Raw genomic sequence first — 23,833 nt, 5'->3', positions numbered from 1 at the left:
CATTCGTTTTGAAATTGGTTGATTACGTATAATAATTTGAGTTATCTCGTTTGTTTTTTAACAGATAGGGGTACATAAAGTGACAAGAACTTAGCAATTATCGAACAAACAAAACTACTGATTATGAATACTACCACAATCAAAATTCTAATATTAATTTTCTTTTTTAAGGTGGGTTTCATCCATGCTCAAGATGTTACTACAGTTAATGCTGTAGATAGTGAAATAAGTAAAAACCTTGATTTAGAAGTTGTAGCAGCACTTTTTGGAGACTGCGAAAACTTAGAAGAATTTGAAGAAAAATTAAATGATCCACATAAAAAAATATCTAACCTAGACCTTAATGAGGATGGTGAAGTAGATTATTTGAGAGTAATTGATACTTCAAAAAAAGATACTCATGTTGTAACTATTCAAGCTGTATTAGGTGAAAATCAATATCAAGATGTTGCCTCTATTGATGTTGAAAAAGATAATAAGGGAGAAACAAGTGTACAGGTAGTAGGTGATGTGTACATGTATGGTTCTAATTATATTATTGAACCTGTTTATGTACATCAACCAGTAATTTATATGTGGTTTTGGGGGCCGTATTATAGTCCGTGGTATTCACCTTATTATTGGCATCATTACCCTCCATATTATAGACCATGGAGACCTAGACCAGTGCATTATTACCATAGAGATGTAAGGGTTCATGTTAATAGAAAAACTACATATAGATATACTTCTGTGAGGAAAAGTAACAGAGCGGTACACATGCATAAAAAGGTTCATAAAAACGATTTTGCAAAGCAATACCCTAACAAATCTTTTGATAAAAGACATAAGGATGTTGTCAATGCTAGTCAGTTAAATAAATCAACTACTAAGACAAAGAACGTTGCTAAACCTTCAACAAAAGATAAGAAAACAGGTAAAGTAACTACGGGGCAAAAAGTACAAAATGATTGGAAGCCTAAATCAAACAATCCAATTCAAAACAATAGTGTACAGGTGCCAACTCAAAAAAATCAGTCGAAAAATAAGTCATCAAAAAGTAATAAAACACCTACTACAAGACCATCAATATCACCTAAAAATAATAAATCTTATCAACCAAAAAAGTCGAACTATAGTAACAATTATAGTCGACCAGCTACTCGTCCTAAACCTGCTGCACCAAGACCTACACCTAGTAGAGCAATGCCAGCAAGAAGACGATAATTTGGGTATTTAATAAAATTACATCTTAGTGTTTAAGGTGTAATTTTATTAAAAATGTATCAATTGCTCTTAATGTACTAATTCCAAGTACTTCAGATTTACAATAGTAGAAAACTCTAATAACAACATATCCTATAACAAGTGTTGCAATCCCTAATTCAATTAAAGAAATAAAATGAATAACGTGACTAAAGGTAAACTCACCAGCAACTTCTAATACTTTACTGTATTTTTGTAAAGCAACTGTTCCAATAGCTAGTGGGAAAGTAAATGCTGCAAACCCTGGGTTAAATTTATTTCTTAGCAAATGGAAGAAAGCAATGTATAAAATTGATGTCATTAAAATTGACAGAGTTAATAACATATGGCAAATAAATTCATTTGGGTTGGGGGTAATTGTTAAGTACCCTGCAAAACACAAACTTGCTGGAGCAGCCATAATACCAAACGTTTCTAGACTAGAAAATTGATAAAATGCTAAGCGGTAAATCATAAACGCCAACATTACTAAATATAAAGGGGTGGCTATCCACCATATTGCTAAACTTAAATTAGGAAAACCCATTTGAGAAGCATTTACACAAGCAACCACAATTCCGATTGGAGGCACAAACCAACTTGGTACAATATGTTCCATTTCAAAATTTCTGATTCTATGGTAGATAAATACTATAAGGCAAAACAAGTGTACACCAATGGCAAATAACCACAAACCTTGTCCTAAAACAGTATTAAATTTTACAAGAACACCTGCAAATACCATCATACACATGGCCATTGTTGGAACATAACTGCCTAAGACATGATGTTTCAATTCTTCTTTAAAAACATCTGGATGTAGAACATTTCTTAAAATCACCATAAAGAAATAGATAAGAGCAATTGATAAGGTGATATATTGAACTCCTGCTATTTGTTCATTACCCCAAGCAGCACCTAAAGTTGCTGTACCAAGAGCAATTCCTGTTAATCCTACTGGGAAATTTCGTATCTGATTTTTCATTAGATTATAACAATTAATTATTTATATGATTCTTATATATAGATTAACGAGTTTATTTCTCCTTCGTTTCTCATATATACGAATGATGTATAACAAAAAGTTATAAAACGAAAAGAGTCTTCTAATTCATTTTAGAAGACTCTTAATAGATTATATATAGTAGGTTTAGAGATTTGGATTTAAATTACTCCATTCATTTACAGCTGGAATAACTCCCATAGCAATAACTTCATCTCTTAAAGCAATTAAATGATTATAACTTTTTGTGAGTTCTTCATTTTCTTTTTCAGACCCAGACGGGACTTCTGCTTTTACCCCATTTTTAGATAATTCTGTAGCTAATGCCATAAGTATATTAGGGAATTGCGATGTATTAATATAAGCACCAACTGGCCATTGAAAAGAAGGACCACCCATTACAGCAGCAATCATTCTTATAGATAAATAGGCTGGACTTTGAAAAGAAGAACGTCCTCTTAATTCAATAATATTTTTACCTCCTTGGACCACATTTTTACGTATAGTGTCCCATTCTTCTAGCGTCAATTTATCTGTTCCAATCAGATCATCTAAACGTACGCCATTAATTGTACAAGAAGAAGAATATACAGCCATTTGCTCTCCGTGCCCTCCATAAGTTCTTGGTGTTTTGACATCACTTTGTGGAATACCAAAATGTTGTGCCAAAGCAATCTGTAAACGTGTAGAATCTAATCCTGCTAAAGTACTTATTTGGCTAGGCTTTAAACCAGAGTGAATTAAGGTGACTAATCCAGTAATATCGGCAGGGTTAAAAACAATGCAGACATGTTTAACATCAGGACAATAAGCTTTAATATCTTTTCCTAATTGTGCTGCAATTTCTACATTACCTTTCAATAAATCTTCTCTAGTCATACCTGCTTTTCTTGCAGCTCCTCCAGAAGAAACAATATATTTAGCATCAGTAAACGCCTCTTTAATATCAGTTGTGTAGTTTAAGTTAAACCCTTCAAAACCACAATGGTACATTTCTTTTACAGCACCTTCTAGACCAGGTAAAAATGGATCATATACAGTAATATTGGGTGTTAAATTCATCATCATAGCAGTCTGAATCATATTGGATCCAATCATACCACCACCTCCAGAAATTACGAGTTTTTCGTTTGTAATAAATTCCATAATTGTATTGTTTTAAATGATGATATAAAGGTCACGAATAGTTTATTTTTTTTCAATAACAAAAAAGAATGATAAATAGTTTATAGTTGGAAACAAGAATGATAAATTGGCGTAAACCTTTAAAATCATAAATGAAAAGTATTAAAAATTTACTCTTTGTGTGTAGCTGTGTTCTATTATTAGTTGGATGTGAACAGACAACACCTACTAGAATTTCAGTGATTTTCGATTCAGATACAAATAATGAATTAGATGATCAGAACGCCCTAGCTTATTTATTATTTAATCAGCAAGTGTTTGATATAAAAGGAATTACTACTTGTGCAACCTATAATGGAGGTGATATCGATAGCCATTATAATGAGGCGTTACGTGTGGTGAAGTTATGTGATCAGGAAAATGAAGTAAATGTAATTAAAGGGGCTAACAACAATTTTGATCAAATAAAAACGACAATAAGTAAAGCAAATTTTGATGGATATGAAGCTGTAAACTTCATTATTGATGAAGCAAAAAAAATAAAGGGTGAAAAGTTGCAAATTTGTGCAGTTGGCAAGTTAACAAATATCGCATTGGCATTAGTAAAAGCCCCAGAAATCACAGACAAAATTAAGGTAATTTGGTTAGGTAGTAATTACCCAGATAAAGGAGAGTATAACCAAGAAAACGATGTGCCATCAGTCAATTTTGTTTTAAATACTAATGTAGAGTTTGAAATGCTTCCGTGTAGATATGGTGCACTAACAGGAACAGATGGAGTTAAAATTTATAAGGCAACTATTCAAGAGAAAATAGCAGGTTTCGGTGTACAATTAAACACTACCGTTAAAGGTAGAGACGGCAGAGATTATACTAACTTTGGCGATTATGCAGTGACTTTATTTAAAAACGCTGAATACTATTTAGACCCACCTTCTCATGCTCTTTTTGATATGGTTACTGTGGCCATAATGAAAAACCCAAAATGGGGACAGAAAACTGTTATTCCTGCACCTGTCATTAAAAATGGGGTATGGGTTGATAGACCAAATAATACTCGAAAAATAATTATTTGGGAGAATTATAATGCAGATAAAATGTTAGATGACTTCTTTACTACTTTAAAGTATCCTCATCTAACTGCTTTTCAGTAATAAAATCCTTAAGCATAAGTATACTATTCTGAACATTCTTTTTTAGTAAGTGTTTAAAGGCAAGAGCAACAATAATTTTTTGAAGCAACTTACTTGTTTCTACATAAATTTCTATTTCTAAATGGCAAGAATGTTTACCTGTAGGAGTGATTATAAAAAACTGATTGATTTTATCAACTGGAGGTGGATCTGATGATTGTTCACCATAGATTAATTGATGTTGTTCAACATCTTTGGTTATAGAAATAAAGTTAAAGTGTTTTCCATTAATTACACAAACATGTTCAGTTCCTAATCGAGTAACTTCATTTTCGTTATATTCAAATTTAACAGTTCCATTAACCCAATGATGTCTATAATGATAATTAGAAATAAATTCTAAAAGTGTTTCTGCAGAAACAGGAAAATTTAATGAAATTGTAACTTCAGGTTGCTTATCAAATACTAATTTTTTAGCCGAACTAAAAGGTTTTAATTTTAAGTTAGATTTATCAATTATAGAATAAATATATGGTACTTCTTTACCATCATAAGTATTAGTACCTTCTTCAAAAGAATAGAGGTTATTTTTAAAATCAGACTTTAACTCAATCAACTTAGCAAGTTTCTGACTTATAAGAACGTAATTATCACTTTGTACACCATTTTTCATTAAACGGTGTGCTTCTATTACTTCAGCACCAAATGGTTTTCTTTTATTTTGTACCGTTAAGTATTGTAACTCTCCACAATGAGCAACAATTTTAAGTTGTAATTTAGGAGCAGAAGAACAAGCGTTACAAGGGCAAATTCTATTTTTCTCTAATAGTTTTAAGTGCGAATAAAAAGCTGAAAAAATTGCTTCCATTTGTAATAAAAGCCTTTCTTGAGGAGGGACCTCATTTTCTTTGTAAAAAAAGAGTGCATCACCTTCTACTTCAGCAAGTTCCAAACCTTCTGTATTTGCATCAATAATTACCTCTAATAATTCTGCAATTACATGTTGGCTATGTTGAACTTCTGTTGTTTGAATAAACTCAGTAAATCCAGAAATATCAGGAAGAAAAAGTAAAGAGTTTGACATCTAGATTTTGAAATGATTATGATATAAATAGTTCTACAAATATATCTTATAAAAATGGCTTACCGTAATAGAAGCTCACATTTAACAGTAGAAAATAATTTATTTTTTTGTAAAGAGGTTTAAATACAAAACTAAAATAACCTTGGATGCATTCTACTTTTCTTCTTTCACATAATGATTGATGAAAAATCGATTATATTGCCATTTTTAGGCTCTAGACTGCATTTATGAAAAATTATTTTTTACTACTTCTACTTATTTTTTTCTTTACAACAAATAGTCAATCAACACCAGTAGATGATATAGCTATTAAAGTTAGTTATTTAATTGATGAAACAAATGGGTTGAAAATCAGCGATTTGCAAACAAAGGAATTCATTTATAAATGGAGTAAACAAGTTAACCTTGGTTATACAACAGATAGGGTTTGGGTAAAAGTTGAAATCAATAATAGAGCAAACCCAACGGATAATTTTACAGTAAGAATACCAAAATTACTGACAGATGAAATAATCTTTTATAAAAAGAATCAATTTCAATGGGTAATAAATAAAGTAGGTGTGCACCATCCAAATAAATTTGGTAGTCCGTCTGGCTATTATTTTCCAATTCATCTTAACAGAGGTAAAAACACATTCTATTTTTCTAGTTTAAGTCCTTATGCTCATATGTATAGCTTAGAATTAGTTGATAAAGAGAAAAAAGCAGAATATGATTTTTGGCTTACTATTAGGTATGGTGTATTTATTGGAATGTTTTTAATAATTGTATTTTATAATTTGTTCTTGGGTATAAATTTTAAAGATAAAATCTACTTTTATTACAGCATGCATGGTGTTTTTATTGTGTTTGCAATGATGTCAATAGAAGGTTTCTTAAACTTAAATTATTTAGAATTATCAAGTACTGTGAAAACAGCTGTCATTACTTTTAATATAAGTATGGTGAGCATTATTTCTAGTATTTTTTGTATCAAATTCCTTAATTTAAAAACTAAACATAAGCTGTTTTATAGAATATTAATAGGGCTTATAACTGTTGATATAATGGCCTATTTAGGAACAATGCTTATGAATTTTAATGGGTATTTAATGACCTATAAATTATTGGCAACGATAACTACTGCATATTGTATTATTGCAATTATCACAGGGGTTAATGCCTATAGAGAAGGTAATGAATCAGCTAAATTTTATTTAATAGGTTGGTCTGTTTATTTCTTAGGTATTATCTCTAAAGCATTGGTTTTGTTTGGCTATATACCGTCAAGTTCATTCATAAATCAATTTTATTCTATAGCAATTTCAACAGAAGTAATTTTAATGTCTTTTGCTTTGGCAGATAGATATAAAAGCTTGGCTAAAGATAAGAAGAAACTTGCTGCTAATTTGCAATCACAAAAAGGTGATCTAGATAATGTTATATTAGATAATAAAATGAAGCTAGGTTACAATGAACAAATTGTAAATAAGTTAAATGCAGCCTTAAACTCTGTAGATATTAAAACAGATTTAAAAAGTGTGCTTAATGATTTAACAAGACAACGACAGATCGAAGAGAAAAAAGTTTATTTTCAAGATAATATAGAAGTTGTGAATGATAGTTTTAGAAAAACATTAAAAACGAACTTTCCTCAATTATCTCCTTCAGAAATTGAAATTTGTGCTCTTATTAAATTGAATATGAAGAATAAAGAAATTGCAGAATTTAGAAATACATCTGAAGGAGCAGTTAAAGTTGCCAGACATCGTATTAAAAAGAAAATGCAAATTGAGGGGAAGCTAATTGATTATTTAATAATGATCTAAAAAAAAACAGCACCACTGAATGATGCTGTTTTTATTAATTCCTATTGTGTGTAAAATGTCTTTTACCAAGTTGACTAATACGAGGTAAAAGAGAAGTTAGATCTAGATAAAATATCGTAAATCGAAGATTAATACCTGTGAATATTATCGTCGTAAATATGTTATATTAAAAGCTTAGTGTAGAAATATTTCAAACAATTTTAAAACTTTTGAGTAACAAATGAAACCTAACTGTAAATGTATTTTTCTGTGTATGTTCGAATTAAGTGAGAAGTTTGACTAAACCAAAATTCTCGAAGTTACAAAAGGTTACAAACTAAGTTACATAGGTTACAAAAAGTTACATGTCTATTCAATGTAATGATAATCAGATTTTTATGGTTTTATATTTCTTGTGAAATTTTTGATATTTATTGTGTTTTTTAGCAAAATATTTTCTTTATAACGTAATAATGTGGGTTGTTTTTTAACTATATAGATCAATTAATTGCTTTACTGCAGGATTTCTCAGGCTCTCTTTTGCATATGAAAAACCAACTTCTCTATAATAATGAGGTCCGTTGAATTCTTTAATAACAAATCCATCCCAGCCTGAAGCAAAATCTTTAGGTAAGAAGGAAATACCAAGTCCAGCAATTAACAAAGTTAATACTTCGTTTTTAGTACTACAGTTGGCAATTGTATTCCACTTTGAACCAGAACTATTTAGTATTGAAAGACATTGTTGGTGTGCTTCACAAGGAGGGCAGTGAATAAAAGCAACATCAATTAGGTCAGCATTATCAATACTATCTTTTTTTGCCAAAGGATGATTAATGGGTACACATAAAACATATTCTTCTTTAAATAATGGTAGAAATAAATGCTCTTCATATTTCCATTCTCTAACTAGGATATTAATTTCACAATCCCGATTCATTGGTCTAACATCCCACTCTAAGTTTTTGATTTCTTTAGAAACCGCTGCGAAAAATTGACTTTTAAAACTTTGAGGTAAACTATCTGCTATACCAACAGTAACTTTTTGTTTTAAGATTTCTTCTTTAAATAAAGAAGGAATGGAATTTAATTCTCCTAAAATCCGTTTGGCAATTGGATAGAGGTAGTGTGCTTCTTCATTTAATTCAACCCCTCTTTTATGTCTTAAGAATAATGTTTTGCCAATTAATTCTTCTAGTTGCTTTATGCCATTAGATATATTGGGTTGTGAAACATGACATTTCTCTGCTGCTCTCGATACATTTTTAGTTTCGTATACAGCAACAAAGAAGCGCAGTAATCTTTCATCCATAAATTTTAATTATAATAGGTATATAAAAATAGTATTTTGATGCTTTAAAATTATAAAATACTTTTGTTTCATCAATCAAAACAGGTATAAATAAAACTTATATTTCCATTATCATGAATTCATTAAAAGGATTAATTATCATTACTGGGGCAAGCTCTGGAATAGGTGCAGCAACAGCTCAATTATTTTCTAAAGAAGGATATGCTTTATTATTATTAGCTCGTAGAGTAGATAAAATAGAAGCATTACAATTAGAAAATGCAATCTGCAGAAAAGTTGACGTAACAGATTTTGACGCATTTAAAGCAGCGGTAACAGAAGCAGAAAACAAATTTGGAGAAGCAGAAGCAATTATCAATAATGCTGGAGTTATGCTATTAGGTGATGTTGCATCTCAGAATCCACAAGAGTGGAAAACAATGTTAGATGTTAATGTTATGGGTGTTTTAAATGGAATGCAAACTGTTTTACCTCAAATGCGTGCAAGAAAAAGTGGTACAATTGTTAATGTATCATCTATTGCAGGGAGAAAAACATTTGGTAACCATGCGGCATATTGTGCCACTAAATTTGGGGTGCATGCCTTAACTGAAAATGCTAGAGAAGAAGCTGCAGCGGATAATGTAAGAATGGTAACTATTGCACCAGGGGCTGTAGAAACAGAATTATTATCGCACACTACTTCTGATGAAATTAAGGATGGTTATGAAGCTTGGAAACAAGATATGGGTGGAGTTTTAAGAGCAGAAGATATTGCAAATGCAATTTGGTATGCATTTAATCAACCGCAAGGAGTAAACGTAAGAGAGATAGTAATAGCAGCTACAAAACAGCAACAGTAGTAATAGTAATAAAAAATAGTGCCCGTAATTTATGAAATTACGGGCACTATTTTTTTATTCTAATATATATTTAACGCGTACAGAACTACTAAAAGTGATCTTCTTAATACCTAAATCAAGAGGTTGTTCTTTTTTGTTATAAGATTCGTTATCACCCCAACTATCACTGGCATACATTCTAATTTGTCTATTATTGTTACTTGTATTGTCAATAATATGAATTGCTTTTCCAGCCTGTTGACCTATACCTTCGGCAAGTGTTTGAGCTGTGGCTCTTGAAGTTCTAATGGCTTTAACTCTTAGTATACTTTCCAGTTCATCAGCTTTAGAATATTCTAACTTACCTAAACGAATATGAGAGATGTTTTCTTTTTCTAATGCTTTCATCACTTTACTTGCCATAAAAGCAGTATGTACTACCAAATCATATTGTTTTGCTTTATAGACTTTTTGGCCTTTTAAAAATGATTTATTGAATTCACTAGAAAAGTCAGCAACAACTAAATCATTTTTAGTATCAATGCCTAAACTTTTTAAAGCCTTATTCATTTTGTTTTCTAGTACTTCAGTAGATACCTTATTTTTAGTGTCAATTTCATCTAAAGTAATAATCAAGTGAATGTCATCTGGAGCAACAAGAGAATCTACACTAGCAGAAGTCTCTATATACGGTTGATCTATAAAATTCTTTGATTGAGCATTCATAATTTGAGTACTCATGATTAATAAAAATGCAGTTAATATGTTTTTCATAATAAATAAGTTGTTAGATTAGTACTATACACCAATACGGTTAACTCTCTAAATAAGTTTTAATTTAAAGTGATTTGTAATTCTAATCAAGTGAGAAAAGTGTAATTAACTCTGCCATATTAGTAATTGATTGGATGGGAAGATCTTTAAAATGATTAGCATCTTTATGATAACCAATTACATCTAAGTTTCCGTTTTGCGCGGCTGTTATACCAGAACGAGAATCTTCAATAACTACACAATCCATAGTATTAAAGCCCATTTCTGCTACAGCATGAAGAAAAAGGTCAGGGGAAGGTTTCCATTTTTTTATATCAAAAGCACTATACATCTTTCCTTCAAAGTAAGGAAGTAATTGAGTAGCTTTTAAATTATGAAGCATTTTGGTCATTGGACCATTAGAAGCAACACAAAAAGGGATGTTATTTTGTACCAATTTATCCAAAACAGCTTTAATGCCGGGTATAGCTTTTAAGTTTTTAGTAAATGCTTCAAATGTGTGTTGTCTAAAAACCTTTTCAAAATCTTCTGGTAAAGTAATTTTAGCAACAGTTTTCACGTAGTCCATAATTTCGAAAAAGGCTTTTCCTTTAAAAAGCTTTAATGCTTCATCTGCACTTACTTTCCATCCATACTCTAAAAATAAATCAGAAAAAACTTCCATTGTCAAAGTTTCACTATCAACAAGAATCCCATCACAATCGAAGACAATACATTTGTATTTCATATTTTCTATTTCTTTAGAGTTGCTATTATGTATTCGACAAATATAAATTAAACGATACAGAAAATCACCTTTTTTAAAAGAAGTACACTATCTACTATTTTATTTTTTAGGATGCTCAAAAATACTTGGTATGATTTACTGAATACTTTATGTTTGCATTCCAATTTGAATAACATACAGCCATAATGAAGAACTTTGAAGAGAAATATAAATTGATAGTGAAAATCGGAAATGCTTTGCACCGTTTTGGATGCTCCTCTCTTCGAGTTGAAACCTATATACAAGATATAGCAGATCATATTGGTGTAGATGTATCTTGTCAGGTAACTACAAATACGCTTAATTATCAGATTGAAGATCCTAAAAGTCAAGAACGACAAGTTGTGTTGCAATACATTCCGCTAGGTTCTAATGATTTAGGTAAATTAGCTGAACTGCATAACCAACTACAAGAAGCATTTAAAAATGAATATTCTTTTGCAGAAATTACAGCAAATATTGACAAAGTGATTGCCAAAAAGAAATTGTATTCTGAGGGGATGTTGGCTTTAGCATATACAATAATACCTCCATCATTTTTAGCATTAATTGGTGGTAGCTGGATTACTTTTATGTTTTGTTTTGTTATGGGTTTTGTGGGATATGCAGTCACTAAAATTAATAGTAGATATAAGACCTCCAAATATACAGTAGAGTTTTATACAGCCTTTACATGTAGTTTATTAGGTTGCTTTTTTAAGTATTTCTATCCTCATTTAGATGTTTTAGAACTGAGTTTGGCTGCGGTGATTTTATATGTTCCAGGCTTAACAATCTCAATTGCATTAGAAGAAATAGCGTTTAACCAGTTTAATTCTGGTTCTGGCTTCTTGTTTAATGCAATCATGATTTTCCTAAAGTTATTTATTGGTGTCTATTTAGGAATGTCTTTAGGGCAATATTTCTTTGCTTTAGAACAAGATGTTTTTGTAAATGAAATGCCTAAATGGATAGTATGGATAGCATTGCCTGTGTTGTCTTTTGGATTAGGTGTTGTATTTAATACCAGAAAATCTGATTTATTATTAGGGTTACTTCTTGCATTTATTGCGTATTGGGGACCAATGATCTTTGCTGAAAATATAGGTTGGATATTTGGTACTTTTGTAAGTGCTTTCTTAATTACTTTTGGGAGCATTGTTTTTAGTAGACGAAAAGATGTTCCGCCTTCTGTATATCTTCTTCAAGGAATAGTGATTTTAGTACCTGGAAGTAGATTATTTATGGGGTTGTCTAACCAAATAAATAATAACCCAATTTTAGATAACCCAAGTATTGGAACATCTGGTCTTTTAATGTTTTGTGCTATTGTTGTTGGAATGCTTGTAGCTTATAGTAGCTACTATCCAAATATGGACAATAGAAATAATATCTAGGTGCTTAATCATTCTAATAAATTATAAATTCTATTAAAATTACGCAACCGGTTGTTTAAATTTTTAATTTGGTGATGATCGTCACTTTTTTACTTTTATTTTTTTTTGAGATTTACATAACGTAATGACAATCAATAAGTAATAATATAGCTTTTTGATTTACTTAGGAGGTCTATTTTTACACTATTAGTAGGGTATTTTATAGCGTAGAAAAGAGCCTTCAAGGTATTTCAACTGATATGATTAATTACTTAAAACTAAAGTATCCGTTTCACATAACTCAGAAAAACAATGAACCACCAATTAAAACTAGACAAAATTCTAATGGGAATTTGTCTTAACGAAGGAGAGAGTATTGAAGAAATATCTCAACATTTAGGGATTTCTTCTAACAAAGATGAAGTACAAGAAATTGTAGAAAGTTTATCTAAAGAAGGTTTTGTTCAATGTGTATCCACTTCTTATAAGTGTACAAAAACAGACCTAACCCCAAAAGGGCATGAAAAAGCATCTTATTTATTTGAATTGACTTAATAAGAAATGAACCCTTTCTTATAGTTGTTTTACCCACTATCAAGCTATTCTAAATTGAAAAAACATATTAACTACATATACTATAAATTGTACTAAATACAGAGAGAATGAATTGTAATAACTTGATGATTTTAGAATAGCTTGATTTTTTTTCTACTCTTCATAACACTTTAAACAATTTACAATATTGGTTAATAAAGGTAAATTATAACAATGTGAAAGGTGATATGCACGTATCTTAGTTATCAATAATGATAAACAAATTGATTATACCTTTACCATACTAAAATAATGAAGAAACTATTCATAATATTGATTGTAAGTATTGCTTCAATCTCTGCAACACTAGCAGATGTTGATCCTTACTTAATTTCTAGAACAGAGTTAGAATCCATAAAAGGGTTAGAACTAAATAGAAATGATGCTGCAGATATGTTAGAAAAATATTTAAATGTTACAACTGAAGGTAACATGCAATATATCTACAATCCACAAAATGGAAATATTGTAATGTATTTTAAAGATGGTATGAAAAAAGTGAAAGTTGAAGACTTTGCTGTTACAAACCAACTTACTAATGTGTACTTTACGGTAAATGATGATATAAAATTACATATTGTGATGTATAATAATTCTGGGAAAATTCTTGATGTTAGAACAAGAAAATACGATCCAGAATGGGGAGATTATTATGAAGTTTTGACTGAAAAATAATTTCATAATTAGATATCATTTTATGAGAAAATGGATACAATTAATTTGTATCCATTTTTTTTATGCAAATATTTACCTATCTAATTAGTTTTAGTTCATTTTTCTGAAATACAAATTGTAATTGATATAACGTATGCTCATAAGAAAAAAAGAATTCATACAATCCTCCATTGTATTTTTAATTTCAATTTACCTCACTATATCAAATGCTAATATTTTAAATATAGAGATAATCTCAAGTATTCGATTATCATTAGGAACATTAATTAATTGGGCTGGGATAGTAGCATTACCGTTGATGATTTATTATGGAAATAACTCCATAAATAAACCAATTTTGCCTATTGATTTTCAGTTTAAATCGACAAATAAATTTTTAATTGGTTATGCCTCTTTATGGGGAATTGTAAGTTATTTATTGACCAACACTTGGTCGTTTACATTACAAGAAATGAGACAATCTTTCAATTTGTCTTTTGATAATAGCAATGGTCTGTATTGGATAAATACTATTTCTGTACTTTTACTACCTATTTTATTTTTTATAGTTTATAAACTGAATACTCTTAAAAAAAAGTAATTTAAAACCCCCATAATACTCTTTTAGTCAAAGAATAACATATCATGAGGGCTATACACAGTGTTAATAGGATAAATAAATATTTATTTTTCAGTTTTTAAATTATTAAGGGAGTTAGTATTTTTAATCAGCTAACTTATACCTATCTTCTTCAACTTTTCTTGTATTTTGAATGGTTGAAACGATAAGTTTATCAGCGTCAATAATTTCTTTTACATAACAATTCAACTCTTCATCAAAGTTATTGATTGTTGTGTTTTTTTCTTTTTTCAAAGTATCTGTCGAAACTATTATTAATAGAAGCGACAGTAATTTGACGTTAAAAAGTACTTTTATCATCGTAAAAAATAGTTATTTGTATGTTAGTTATTGATTCAAAAATACTAGTAAATTTATATAGTAACAATACCCATTAATGGGTAATTTGGATAATATTGATATTCAACAATAACATACAGTACACATTTATAAAATGCTTTAATTGTTCTTATTTGTTTAGTAGCTTAGTGGAATCGTTTTTTGCTAACCATTCTACTTTTAAACCTATGTATCAACTTTTACTTTTTTTATGCTTTACCTTCAGTTTTATTTCGGTAAAAATTGAGCAAGATGTAAACCCTAAACATCTTACAGAAAAGTCTGTCCACAAAATGATAGGAGAGACCTTTAGAGGTACAAAGGCTATTCGAATTTTAGAAATGTATATGGGAATTAATTATAAAGATGAATCAGAATATTTCTATAATCCAACAAATGGGTCAATCATTATCCATTTAGAAGAAGAAATTAAAACACTACAAATTATAGATCATAAAGTTGATACTCAATTGGCTCATTTTCAGTTTCTAATAGATGACAATATAAAAATAGAAGCAAGTTACCATTTAACTTCTGGTTTAGCTTCTAAAATTGTTGCACATGAAGTGGATCAAAATACGGGTGCTTTTGTGGAAATGGAAACGACAACTCAAGATTAAATTGTACTTTACTAAGTTTTCGTTTGAAAATTGAGCTGAAATATTTTGTATTTTACAATGATTTGAACTTTCTTCTTTAAATTAAGATTGAAGATTTACCCATTGATACAAATTTACTCCTATGAAGACTGCCAAAAAACGAGTCTTATATTTTATTATCGGACTTTTTACTCTTGTCTGTTTAGACGGCTTGATTAATTATATTAATAAGGATGAATTAAAAGTAAGACATGTAGAAAAAATAAGCTTTTCAAAAATTAGATAAAATAGAAACACCCCAATCAATTATGTAAATCGATTGGGGTGTTTTTTTGATTAATTATTTCTTTTATTTCAGAAGTTCAGAAACTGCTTTTTCAAGTTGCTGATCTTTACCTTCTGCTGCTACTTTTTTATCTAGATCAACTTTTACATCTGGTTCAATTTGTTGATTTTCAAGGTAATTACCCTTCATATCTTGTACACCTACCTGCGGAATACCAAATACAAGAGAATTATCTTGAAGACTTTCCCACCAAACGGCAGTCATTGTACCAGGAATTGGCATACCTATCAATTTACCAATACCCAATGTTTTGTAGGCATAAGGAAAACCGTAAGCATCAGAATAATTTCCTTCAGATACCAATACCGCCGATGGCTTAGACCATTTATTAATTGGTTCAGTACCAAATTTCTGTCCTCTTGGTGCAAACTGAGCATATACTTTACCACTTAAAAACGTAGCTAGATCATCGTGTAACCATCCACCGCCATTAAAACGTGTATCTACAATAAGTGCTTTCTTTTGGTAGTTTTTACCTAATGCTTCAGAGTATATAGTTCTAAAGCTGCTACTGTTCATGCCTCTAACATGTACATATCCAATCTCTCCATTAGATACTTTCTCTGTTTCTAGCTCTCTTTGTTTTACCCATCTTTTGTAAAGTAAGTTACTTTGAGAACGCATAGATATAGGTTGAACAATAATTGTTTCTCTTTTCCCGTTGCTAGGATCTAAAATAACAACATGCATGTTTTGTCCAGCTTTATGATTTAATAACTGATAGTAATCTTTACCACTTTCGATATTAAGACCATCAATTTTTTCAATTACCATTCCTGCTTTTATTTCTTTATCTAAAGAGAGGAGAGGGCTTCCTTCAATTAACTCTTCAATTTTTAATCCATTGCCTGTATAAGCTTTATCAAAGAAAGCAGCAAACGTAGCAGTCTGATCACCATTTGTAGCGCTAGGGTAAAATCTACATCCAGTATGTGATCCATTCAATTCACCCAATAATTCGCTTAACATTTCAGAGAAGTCATAATTATTATTAATATAAGGAAGGAATTTAGCATAATCTTCTTTGTAGTAATTCCAATCTACCTGATGTATTTCTGGGTCGTAGAATTTCTTTTCAACTTGTCTCCAAACATGCTCAAATAAGTAAGCTCTTTCTGCAGCTTTATCTAAATAGTAATTAGCAGCATATGAAATATTTGACTTAGCATCTGAAGAAAGCTCTATTTTTGAGAAGCTATTGCCATTTTCGAAATAGATATTTTTATGTTCCTTATCAAATTGAAGATTTCCATTTCCTCCACTTAATTTATGTAATAATTTTGTTTCATTCTTACGTATATCTTTCACCCAAAGATCATAACCACCTTCAAAACTACTTAAGTAATAGAGTTTACCACCATCTTTAGTTAAGAGCATATCTGATAAGAAAGAAGAATTTATTGTAATACGAAGAATACGATCTTGGATGTTATTAAATTCAATTTCTAATGTATCCTCTTTATCTTCTGCAGTATCTTTTTTCTTCTTTTTCTTTTTTGTCGCTACTTCCTCTTCTGCTTCTTTTTCTTTTTTCTCTTTGTCCTCTTTAATTTTTTTCTCGTACTCAAACTTTTCTTTAGACCATTGGAATTCATCAAAAGCTTGTTTTGTTAAGAAAATACCAAATACATCGTCTTCTGCACCCCAACTACCATGGCTTCTATATCCGTACTTATCGTTTTGGAAAATGATAGCTTTACCATCCATGGCAAATTTAGGAAGTACACTATTGTAACCACTTTGTGTAAGATTAATAATTTTTTGATCACCTTGTGCGTCTACTAAACCAATATCAGTGCTTGCCCATGTGTTTGGAGAATATTGAACTGCAAACCATTTGCCATCAGGCGACCAATCATAATGTTGATCTCCATCAGTATATGAATAGTTATATTTTCCTTCTAAGATTGTTCTGCTTGCTTTAGATTTTAAGTTGATCACTTTTAAAGTTGTTCTTTCTTCTAAATAAGCAATTTCATCTCCTTTTGGAGAGAACATCGGTTGGAATTCTTCTACATCTTTATTGGCAGTAACAGTGGTTTCTTCAATTGATGTAGCATTAATAAAATAAGGTTCATCTTCGTCTTTAATTTCAGACATATAAATATTCCAGCTGTTATCTCTTTCACCTGCATAAACTAGTTTTCTACCATCAGGCGAGAAGTGCACACTACGTTCTTGTTCTGGAGTTTTCGTAATCTGAACTGTAGTTGAATAATCTATAGATGTAACAAAAACATTCCCTCTTAAAATAAATGCAAGTTCTTTTCCATTAGGTGAAACTGAAATAGAATGTCCACCCTTATGTGCTTTTATAAATGTGGTGTTATTTACTTTTGCATCACTTTTTATACTTATATTAACCTTTTTAGGTTGTTCACCCTCTTTTACTGTATAGATTTCTCCATCAAACCCAAAGCACATTGTAGCACTATTTGTTACTGTAAGAAAACGAACTGGATCTTTAATAAAAGTTGTAATCTGTTTTTTGTTCTTTCCATTTATATCGGCAATCCAAACATTTGCAGAACCAGCTTCTTCGCTTACATAAGCAATTTTCGATTCATTATCATAAAAATTTGGATAGAGATCTTCACCATCAAAAGTTGTTAACTTTGTATGTTCTTTACTTGCTACATCGTAGATCCAAATATCACGAGTTACAGAAGAACGGTGGTGTTTTCTCCAATTGTCTTCATAACCTTTATAGTCTTGATAAAGAATTTTTGATTGCTCTTTATTGTATTTAGCGTTAATAGTAGGTGTTGTAATTAACTGTTCTGGTCTGTTACCTTCAAGACCGACACTATACAATTCTGGAAAACGACCATATGGGAATTGTACACTTTTAATGTCGTCAAGAATTACAGCAGAAAATAAAACATTCTTACCATCAGGTGTAAAAGAGAAAGGTGTTTCTTTTGCCGAGTTGTACGTTAAACGATTTGGAATACCTCCATTTACGTCTACAGTAAATATATCAAAATTACCATGTCTGTCAGATGCAAAAGCAATTGTTTTACTATCAGGGCTCCAAACAGGGTGGTAATCATGTGCTACATGTTGCGTAAGCATTCTCGCCTCACCACCTTCACTTTTTACTACATAGACATCACCTTGATAGGCAAATGCAATATGAGTACCATCGGGAGAGATTGCAGGGTAGCGCATCCAAAGTGGATTTGCAAATGAACACCAACTTATAAGAAGTAAGAGTGAAGATAATAGTGTTGATTTTTTCATGTTTAATAATGTGTAATACGGATCCCCTTATATGTTTTAAGAGATTTTTGATTTAAGGGAGTTATTTAATTTATGCTACGATATTACATCGATCCGTAATATTTTACAAGTAAATTGTATTTAATAATACCTATTAGCATCTAAATCTTATAAAAGCTTAATTCCTTATTTTGTCAATCTTTAAAATGTATTTTTGAGTTTACTAAACTCCATTACATGAAAAATTTTTTACTTACTAGTTTCAATTATTTACTTATTCAACTTATATGTACACTTAACGTAGTACAAGCACAGAATAAAGACTATACTTCTTTTGTAAATCCATTTATAGGAACACAAAATATGGGGCATACTTACCCCGGAGCAACTACACCTTTTGGTATGGTTCAGCTTAGTCCTGAAACCAATCAAGAAGCAATGCTAATAGATGGAAAGTATAATCCAGCAACGTATGCGTATTGTGCTGGTTATCAGTATGCGGATAGTACTGTATTTGGTTTTAGCCATACACACATGAGTGGTACAGGGCATTCAGATTTAGGAGATTTTCTTGTGATGCCTACAACTGGACCATTAAAATTAAATCCAGGAACTGCAGATCAACCACAAAGTGGCTATCATTCTCAGTTTTCACATCAAACTGAGGAAGCGATACCCGGTTATTATGCTGTTACTTTAGACGATTATAATATTAAGGCTGAATTAACTACTTCTGATAGAGTAGGGTACCATAAATACACATTTCCAGAATCAGATGAAGCTCATATTATTTTAGATCTTATTTCTAATATTTATAATTACGATGGGAAAACTGTTTGGACTTTTGTTCGTGTAGAAAATGATTCAACAGTAACAGGTTATAGACAAACGAACGGTTGGGGAAAAACAAGGAAAGTATTTTTTGCAATGAAGTTTTCTAAGCCATTTAAAAGTTACGGACATAAACGCTACGAAGAAGTTAAGTACAATGGCTTTTACAGAAAATTTGATCAAGAACATAACTTTCCAGAAATGGCAGGTGAAAAAATTAGAGCTTACTTTAATTTCGATACTAAAGAAAACGAAGCTATTGAAATTAAATTTGCATTATCGTCTGTAAGTTCAGCTGGTGCAATGCGTAATTTAAATACTGAAGTTCCTGAATGGAATTTTAATAAAGTCAAAAATGAAGCAAAGGAAAAATGGAATAATCAATTGACTAAGGTAGATGTGCAAACACTTACGGAAGATCAGAAAATAACTTTTTATACTGCTTTGTATCATACAATGCTAAGCCCAGTTTTGTATGAAGATGTAGACGGTCAATATAGAGGTTTAGATCAAAATATTTATACCTCAGATGGGTTTACAAATTATACTTTATTCTCACTTTGGGATACTTATAGGGCACTACATCCTTTATTCAATGTATTGCACCCAACAAGAAACAATGATATGATAAAATCTATGTTGGCACATCAAGAACAAAGTGTTCATAATATGTTGCCAATATGGAGCCATTATGCCAACGAAAATTGGTGTATGATTGGTTATCATGCAGTAAGTGTAATTGCAGATGCTATGGTAAAAGAAACAACAGATGTACCTCCAGAAAAAGCACTTAATGCAGCTTTAAGTACTGCAACAGTTTCCTATTTTGATGGGATCGGTGAATATATTGAAAATGGCTATGTTCCTGCAGACAATAATTCTGCTTCGGTATCAAAAACATTAGAGTATGCTTATGATGATTTTTGTATTAGTGAAATAGCCAAATACGCAGGAAAAGAAGGGATTTCTTCTCAATTTTATTACAGGTCTGAGAGTTTTAAAAATGTATTTGATTCTGTTAGTAATTATATGCGTCCAAAAATGCTAAATGGTACTTGGAGAAAGGAATTTGATCCGTTAGATACACATGGTCAGGGATTTATTGAGGGTAATGCTTGGAACTACGGCCTGTATGTACCTCACAGTGTTGATGAAATGATAACAATGATGGGCGGTAAAGAAGATTTTGCGACTCATTTAGATAAAATTTTTACCACTCCAATTGAAGATCGTTTTATAGAAAAAAACGAAGATATTACTAGAGATGGTATTATTGGTAATTATGTACATGGTAACGAGCCTGGACATCATATTCCTTATTTATACAATTGGACCAACCACCCTTACAAAACACAACAAAGAGTCCGTATGATTATGGATACAATGTATACTAACGAACGAGATGGACTCTGCGGAAATGATGATGCAGGACAGATGAGTGCTTGGTATGTTTTTTCTGCTTTGGGTTTTTATCCAGTTCTACCAGGTTCAGCTGAGTATGCACTTGGTAGCCCACTAGTAAAAGAAGCAACAATAAAATTCGAAAATGGTAATATACTACATATTCTTGCTAAGAAACAGTCAGAAAAAAATGTATATGTAAAAAGGGTGATTTTAAATGGAGTTGAAATTAAAGGACCAACAATTAATCACTTTGATTTGATGAAAGGTGGAGAATTAGTTTTTGAAATGAGTAAAAGGTAGTTATATAACATTGCTCACTTTTTATAAAGTAGATTGTGAGCAATGTTTAAATGCTATTCAATGTAATACTAAAAGGTCTGTTTTTTTTAAATTATTAATTAGGTAAATCTAGTATTTACTATGGGTAAAGGTTTGGCAATCCTCTTTGGTAAGAGGATTATTGGCCTTAACACTATCTACAAACTGAATGAGCTGAAAAATTAGTATTACAATGATTTATTGTTTTTAATCAACTAAAAAAGGTGACATAAGTAATTGTTTTTTAAACTACTATACAATTTTATTTTTACGTGAATTAATATTTTTTTTTACTTGCTCATGATAACAATTAAACGCATAATATAAATTAATATTAATAAAAATATAATTATTGATCCTATACCTTTGAATGGAAGCTAGTGCTATTTTATATGGATAATTTCTATGTAAGGTGAACCTAGTCATTAACTATTTCAAATAACTATTTCAAAAATATCTCTCAATTATGAAATCACTAACACTATTATTATTGTTATGTATTTTTAGTTGTTCAAAAACTGAAATTTCACCTTCACCAGTAGATGAAAAAAAAATACTTGACCTTCAGAAGCATTTAGCAGCTGAAAAAAAACAAGTTGAAGATCTTTCTAAAGAGAATGACGATTTAAAAGATCAAATTGCAGCCTTAGAAAAGTTTAAAAAAGACCTTAAAGCTGAACCAAAAAACAAAAAGGAACAGCTAAAAATTAAAGATCAACTTTGTGCTATCGATAAAGACCAAATTAAAGCTGAAATTTTAAAAGATAAAGATTTTCTTGGAGATATATTTCCAATTATTATTGCAAGTAAAAAGATTGAATATTTAAATTATAAGTATAAGTTAAATATCAAGAAGAATGATTATACAACAAATCCCTCTGGAGAAATTTCAGAATTAGAAATTCATAATACATCTATCTCTATTTTACCTGAAGAATTATTTAAAATGTCTTCTCTAGAAAAACTAAATTTAGATAATACTTCAATAGCTGTTTTACCTAAACAAGTAAGTAAACTAACATCGTTAACTTCATTGTCTTTAAATAATACTCCTCTATCATCTCTACCTGTAGATATTGAAAAGTTAAAAAAATTAGAAAGTTTATCTTTTAATAATACAAAATTAAAATCTTTACCTAATTCAATTGTGAAACTGGTTAAACTTAAAGAGTTATCATTATTAAATTCTAGTTTACAACAGTTACCCTCAGCAATTGGTCAATTAAGTAACCTAGAAACATTAGCTCTTGATGGTACGCAATTAACTTCTTTACCTGCCTCTATTAATAATCTATCAAATTTAATATTTTTACAACTTGGCGTATTACCAATTGATAAAACCAATTTATCTGATAGTATAAAGAAAGTAATTGCTTAATTTTTAATCATTTCTCTGACTCGACTTTCTTGTATTATGCACTTTCTTAATAAAAATAATATTCTTGACATAAAGAATATTACACCTTGTTATAGATGGGGTAGTATATTGTTATTATTTTTCCTGTGTACAAAAAATATTTATGCTCAGGATTCACAACTATCTCAATATTATGCATCTCCACTCTACCTTAACCCGGCACTTGTAGGTACTTCTAATAATGGAAGAGCTTTCTTTAATTATAGAAATCAATGGGTAAATATTCCTTCTGATTTCGCTACGTATGTTTTTGGTATGGATACACCATTACCAAACAAACATATTTCTATTGGAGCACAAGTAGTAAAGGATTTTATTGTTCAGAATAATAAATCAATTTATAATAAAACCATAGCTAATTTAACGAGTGGTTATAAATTTAATTTAAACAGGCAATATGTTGTCAGTTTTGGACTTCAAATAGGTTTTGAACAGCTCGACCTCAATTCATCAAGTTTAATTTTTGGAGATCAAATAAATGACAATGGTATTACAAGTAATAATACTAAAGAGAAATTAGACAGAAGTACATCATTTTCTCCAGATATATCTGCAGGGGGTACTATCTACAGTAATAAGCTATGGTTTGGTGTGGCATTCTATCATATTAACCAGCCAACTACTACCCGAAATAAAGCAAATAAAAATATAATTCCCATGCGTTTTTCTATGCAAAGTGGTTATAGAATTCCATTAAGTTATAGGTGGCATAATAGTGTAGCAAATTACGACGATAAATTCTTGACTTTAATGCTTCATTATCAATCACAAAGAAAAAATGATCAATTAAGCTTAGGGATCAATTTAGATTATAATCCAATATTATTCGGGATTTGGTATAGAGGATTATTAATGAAGGAAAACATGAATAGTGGGCAGCCAAATCATGATGCTATTATTTTTAAAAGTGGAGTAAGAGTCAAAAGAATTGTATTGGGTTATAGTTTTGATTTACCAATTGGTGGGTTGACCTTTTCTGAAGGTAATTCACATGAAATATCCCTTCAATATGCATTCAATCTTTTTCCTAATCATGATAGAAATAAAAGACAGAGATGGAAAAATAAATTTATGACTGATAAATGTCCCGCACCAATAATCTAATT

Annotated in this window: 20 protein-coding genes; 12 read left to right on the top strand and 8 right to left on the bottom strand. The window is 30.4% G+C overall.

Annotated elements, in window-relative coordinates; all coding sequences use genetic code 11:
* Positions 1-123: 123 nt before the first annotated feature.
* The gene (locus tag KM029_RS20875) at positions 124-1,206 is read left to right on the top strand and encodes a hypothetical protein (protein WP_144076809.1); all 1,083 of its coding nucleotides are present in this window, start codon (positions 124-126) and stop codon (positions 1,204-1,206) included.
* 25 nt (positions 1,207-1,231) lie between these two features.
* Here KM029_RS20875 and KM029_RS20870 read toward each other — a convergent pair whose 3' ends face one another.
* Positions 1,232-2,209, bottom strand: a complete 978-nt coding sequence (locus KM029_RS20870; protein WP_144076807.1) for a TDT family transporter — start codon at positions 2,207-2,209, stop codon at positions 1,232-1,234.
* Positions 2,210-2,374: 165 nt separating this feature from the next.
* Entirely contained in the window at positions 2,375-3,373 is a 999-nt protein-coding gene (locus KM029_RS20865; RefSeq protein ID WP_144076806.1) for a malate dehydrogenase, read from the bottom strand.
* Between the two features lie 131 nt (positions 3,374-3,504).
* Here KM029_RS20865 and KM029_RS20860 point away from each other — a divergent pair, with 131 nt between their 5' ends.
* Positions 3,505-4,506 (top strand): nucleoside hydrolase, encoded by a 1,002-nt coding sequence (locus KM029_RS20860; RefSeq protein WP_144076804.1) that lies wholly within the window; start codon positions 3,505-3,507, stop codon positions 4,504-4,506.
* Here KM029_RS20860 and KM029_RS20855 read toward each other — a convergent pair.
* Complete coding sequence (locus tag KM029_RS20855) at positions 4,469-5,569, bottom strand: DUF2652 domain-containing protein (protein ID WP_144076802.1); 1,101 nt, start codon at positions 5,567-5,569, stop codon at positions 4,469-4,471. The genes KM029_RS20860 and KM029_RS20855 overlap by 38 nt on opposite strands.
* Positions 5,570-5,796: 227 nt before the next feature.
* Here KM029_RS20855 and KM029_RS20850 point away from each other — a divergent pair, with 227 nt between their 5' ends.
* Entirely contained in the window at positions 5,797-7,377 is a 1,581-nt protein-coding gene (locus tag KM029_RS20850) for a 7TM diverse intracellular signaling domain-containing protein (protein ID WP_144076800.1), read from the top strand.
* Between the two features lie 466 nt (positions 7,378-7,843).
* On the opposite strand, the gene KM029_RS20845 is transcribed toward KM029_RS20850, so the two are convergent.
* Entirely contained in the window at positions 7,844-8,668 is an 825-nt protein-coding gene (locus KM029_RS20845) for a LysR family transcriptional regulator (RefSeq protein ID WP_144076798.1), read from the bottom strand.
* Between the two features lie 113 nt (positions 8,669-8,781).
* Here KM029_RS20845 and KM029_RS20840 point away from each other — a divergent pair, with 113 nt between their 5' ends.
* Positions 8,782-9,510 (top strand): SDR family oxidoreductase, encoded by a 729-nt coding sequence (locus KM029_RS20840; protein ID WP_144076796.1) that lies wholly within the window; start codon positions 8,782-8,784, stop codon positions 9,508-9,510.
* Positions 9,511-9,564: 54 nt separating this feature from the next.
* Here KM029_RS20840 and KM029_RS20835 read toward each other — a convergent pair whose 3' ends face one another.
* Positions 9,565-10,263, bottom strand: coding sequence for an SIMPL domain-containing protein (locus tag KM029_RS20835; RefSeq protein WP_144076794.1), 699 nt, complete (start codon positions 10,261-10,263; stop codon positions 9,565-9,567).
* An 82-nt stretch (positions 10,264-10,345) separates the two neighbouring features.
* Positions 10,346-10,990, bottom strand: a complete 645-nt coding sequence (locus tag KM029_RS20830; protein WP_144076793.1) for an HAD family hydrolase — start codon at positions 10,988-10,990, stop codon at positions 10,346-10,348.
* Between the two features lie 185 nt (positions 10,991-11,175).
* Here KM029_RS20830 and KM029_RS20825 point away from each other — a divergent pair, with 185 nt between their 5' ends.
* From KM029_RS20825 to KM029_RS20810, 4 genes are all read left to right on the top strand, one after another.
* Positions 11,176-12,405 (top strand): threonine/serine exporter family protein, encoded by a 1,230-nt coding sequence (locus KM029_RS20825; RefSeq protein WP_144076791.1) that lies wholly within the window; start codon positions 11,176-11,178, stop codon positions 12,403-12,405.
* A gap of 291 nt (positions 12,406-12,696) precedes the next feature.
* On the top strand, positions 12,697-12,939 hold the full coding sequence (locus KM029_RS20820; RefSeq protein WP_144076789.1) for a MarR family transcriptional regulator: 243 nt from the start codon (positions 12,697-12,699) through the stop codon (positions 12,937-12,939).
* 291 nt (positions 12,940-13,230) lie between these two features.
* Positions 13,231-13,653: a hypothetical protein gene (locus KM029_RS20815; RefSeq protein ID WP_144076787.1), complete on the top strand. Its 423-nt coding sequence runs from the start codon at positions 13,231-13,233 to the stop codon at positions 13,651-13,653.
* Between the two features lie 133 nt (positions 13,654-13,786).
* A complete protein-coding gene (locus tag KM029_RS20810; protein ID WP_144076786.1) occupies positions 13,787-14,233 on the top strand; it encodes a hypothetical protein in 447 nt (148 codons plus the stop codon).
* Positions 14,234-14,356: 123 nt separating this feature from the next.
* On the opposite strand, the gene KM029_RS20805 is transcribed toward KM029_RS20810, so the two are convergent.
* A complete protein-coding gene (locus KM029_RS20805) occupies positions 14,357-14,572 on the bottom strand; it encodes a hypothetical protein (protein WP_144076784.1) in 216 nt (71 codons plus the stop codon).
* Between the two features lie 206 nt (positions 14,573-14,778).
* Between KM029_RS20805 and KM029_RS20800 the strand changes: the two genes are divergently transcribed.
* Positions 14,779-15,210: a hypothetical protein gene (locus KM029_RS20800; RefSeq protein WP_144076782.1), complete on the top strand. Its 432-nt coding sequence runs from the start codon at positions 14,779-14,781 to the stop codon at positions 15,208-15,210.
* 328 nt (positions 15,211-15,538) lie between these two features.
* Here KM029_RS20800 and KM029_RS20795 read toward each other — a convergent pair whose 3' ends face one another.
* Complete coding sequence (locus tag KM029_RS20795) at positions 15,539-18,778, bottom strand: S41 family peptidase (RefSeq protein ID WP_144076781.1); 3,240 nt, start codon at positions 18,776-18,778, stop codon at positions 15,539-15,541.
* A 216-nt stretch (positions 18,779-18,994) separates the two neighbouring features.
* On the opposite strand from KM029_RS20795, the gene KM029_RS20790 reads away from it, so the two are divergent.
* The 3 genes from KM029_RS20790 to KM029_RS20780 all read left to right on the top strand — a co-directional run bounded on the left by KM029_RS20790 (position 18,995) and on the right by KM029_RS20780 (position 23,831).
* On the top strand, positions 18,995-21,292 hold the full coding sequence (locus KM029_RS20790) for a GH92 family glycosyl hydrolase (protein WP_144076780.1): 2,298 nt from the start codon (positions 18,995-18,997) through the stop codon (positions 21,290-21,292).
* Positions 21,293-21,776: 484 nt separating this feature from the next.
* Complete coding sequence (locus tag KM029_RS20785; RefSeq protein ID WP_144076778.1) at positions 21,777-22,688, top strand: leucine-rich repeat domain-containing protein; 912 nt, start codon at positions 21,777-21,779, stop codon at positions 22,686-22,688.
* A 36-nt stretch (positions 22,689-22,724) separates the two neighbouring features.
* Positions 22,725-23,831 (top strand): PorP/SprF family type IX secretion system membrane protein, encoded by a 1,107-nt coding sequence (locus KM029_RS20780; RefSeq protein ID WP_184679449.1) that lies wholly within the window; start codon positions 22,725-22,727, stop codon positions 23,829-23,831.
* Positions 23,832-23,833 lie beyond the last annotated feature (2 nt).

The sequence above is a fragment of the Flammeovirga kamogawensis genome (assembly GCF_018736065.1).
Lineage (GTDB): Bacteria > Bacteroidota > Bacteroidia > Cytophagales > Flammeovirgaceae > Flammeovirga > Flammeovirga kamogawensis.
The sequence above is the reverse complement of the archived record's forward strand: the minus strand, read 5'-3'. Positions and strand labels throughout refer to the sequence as shown.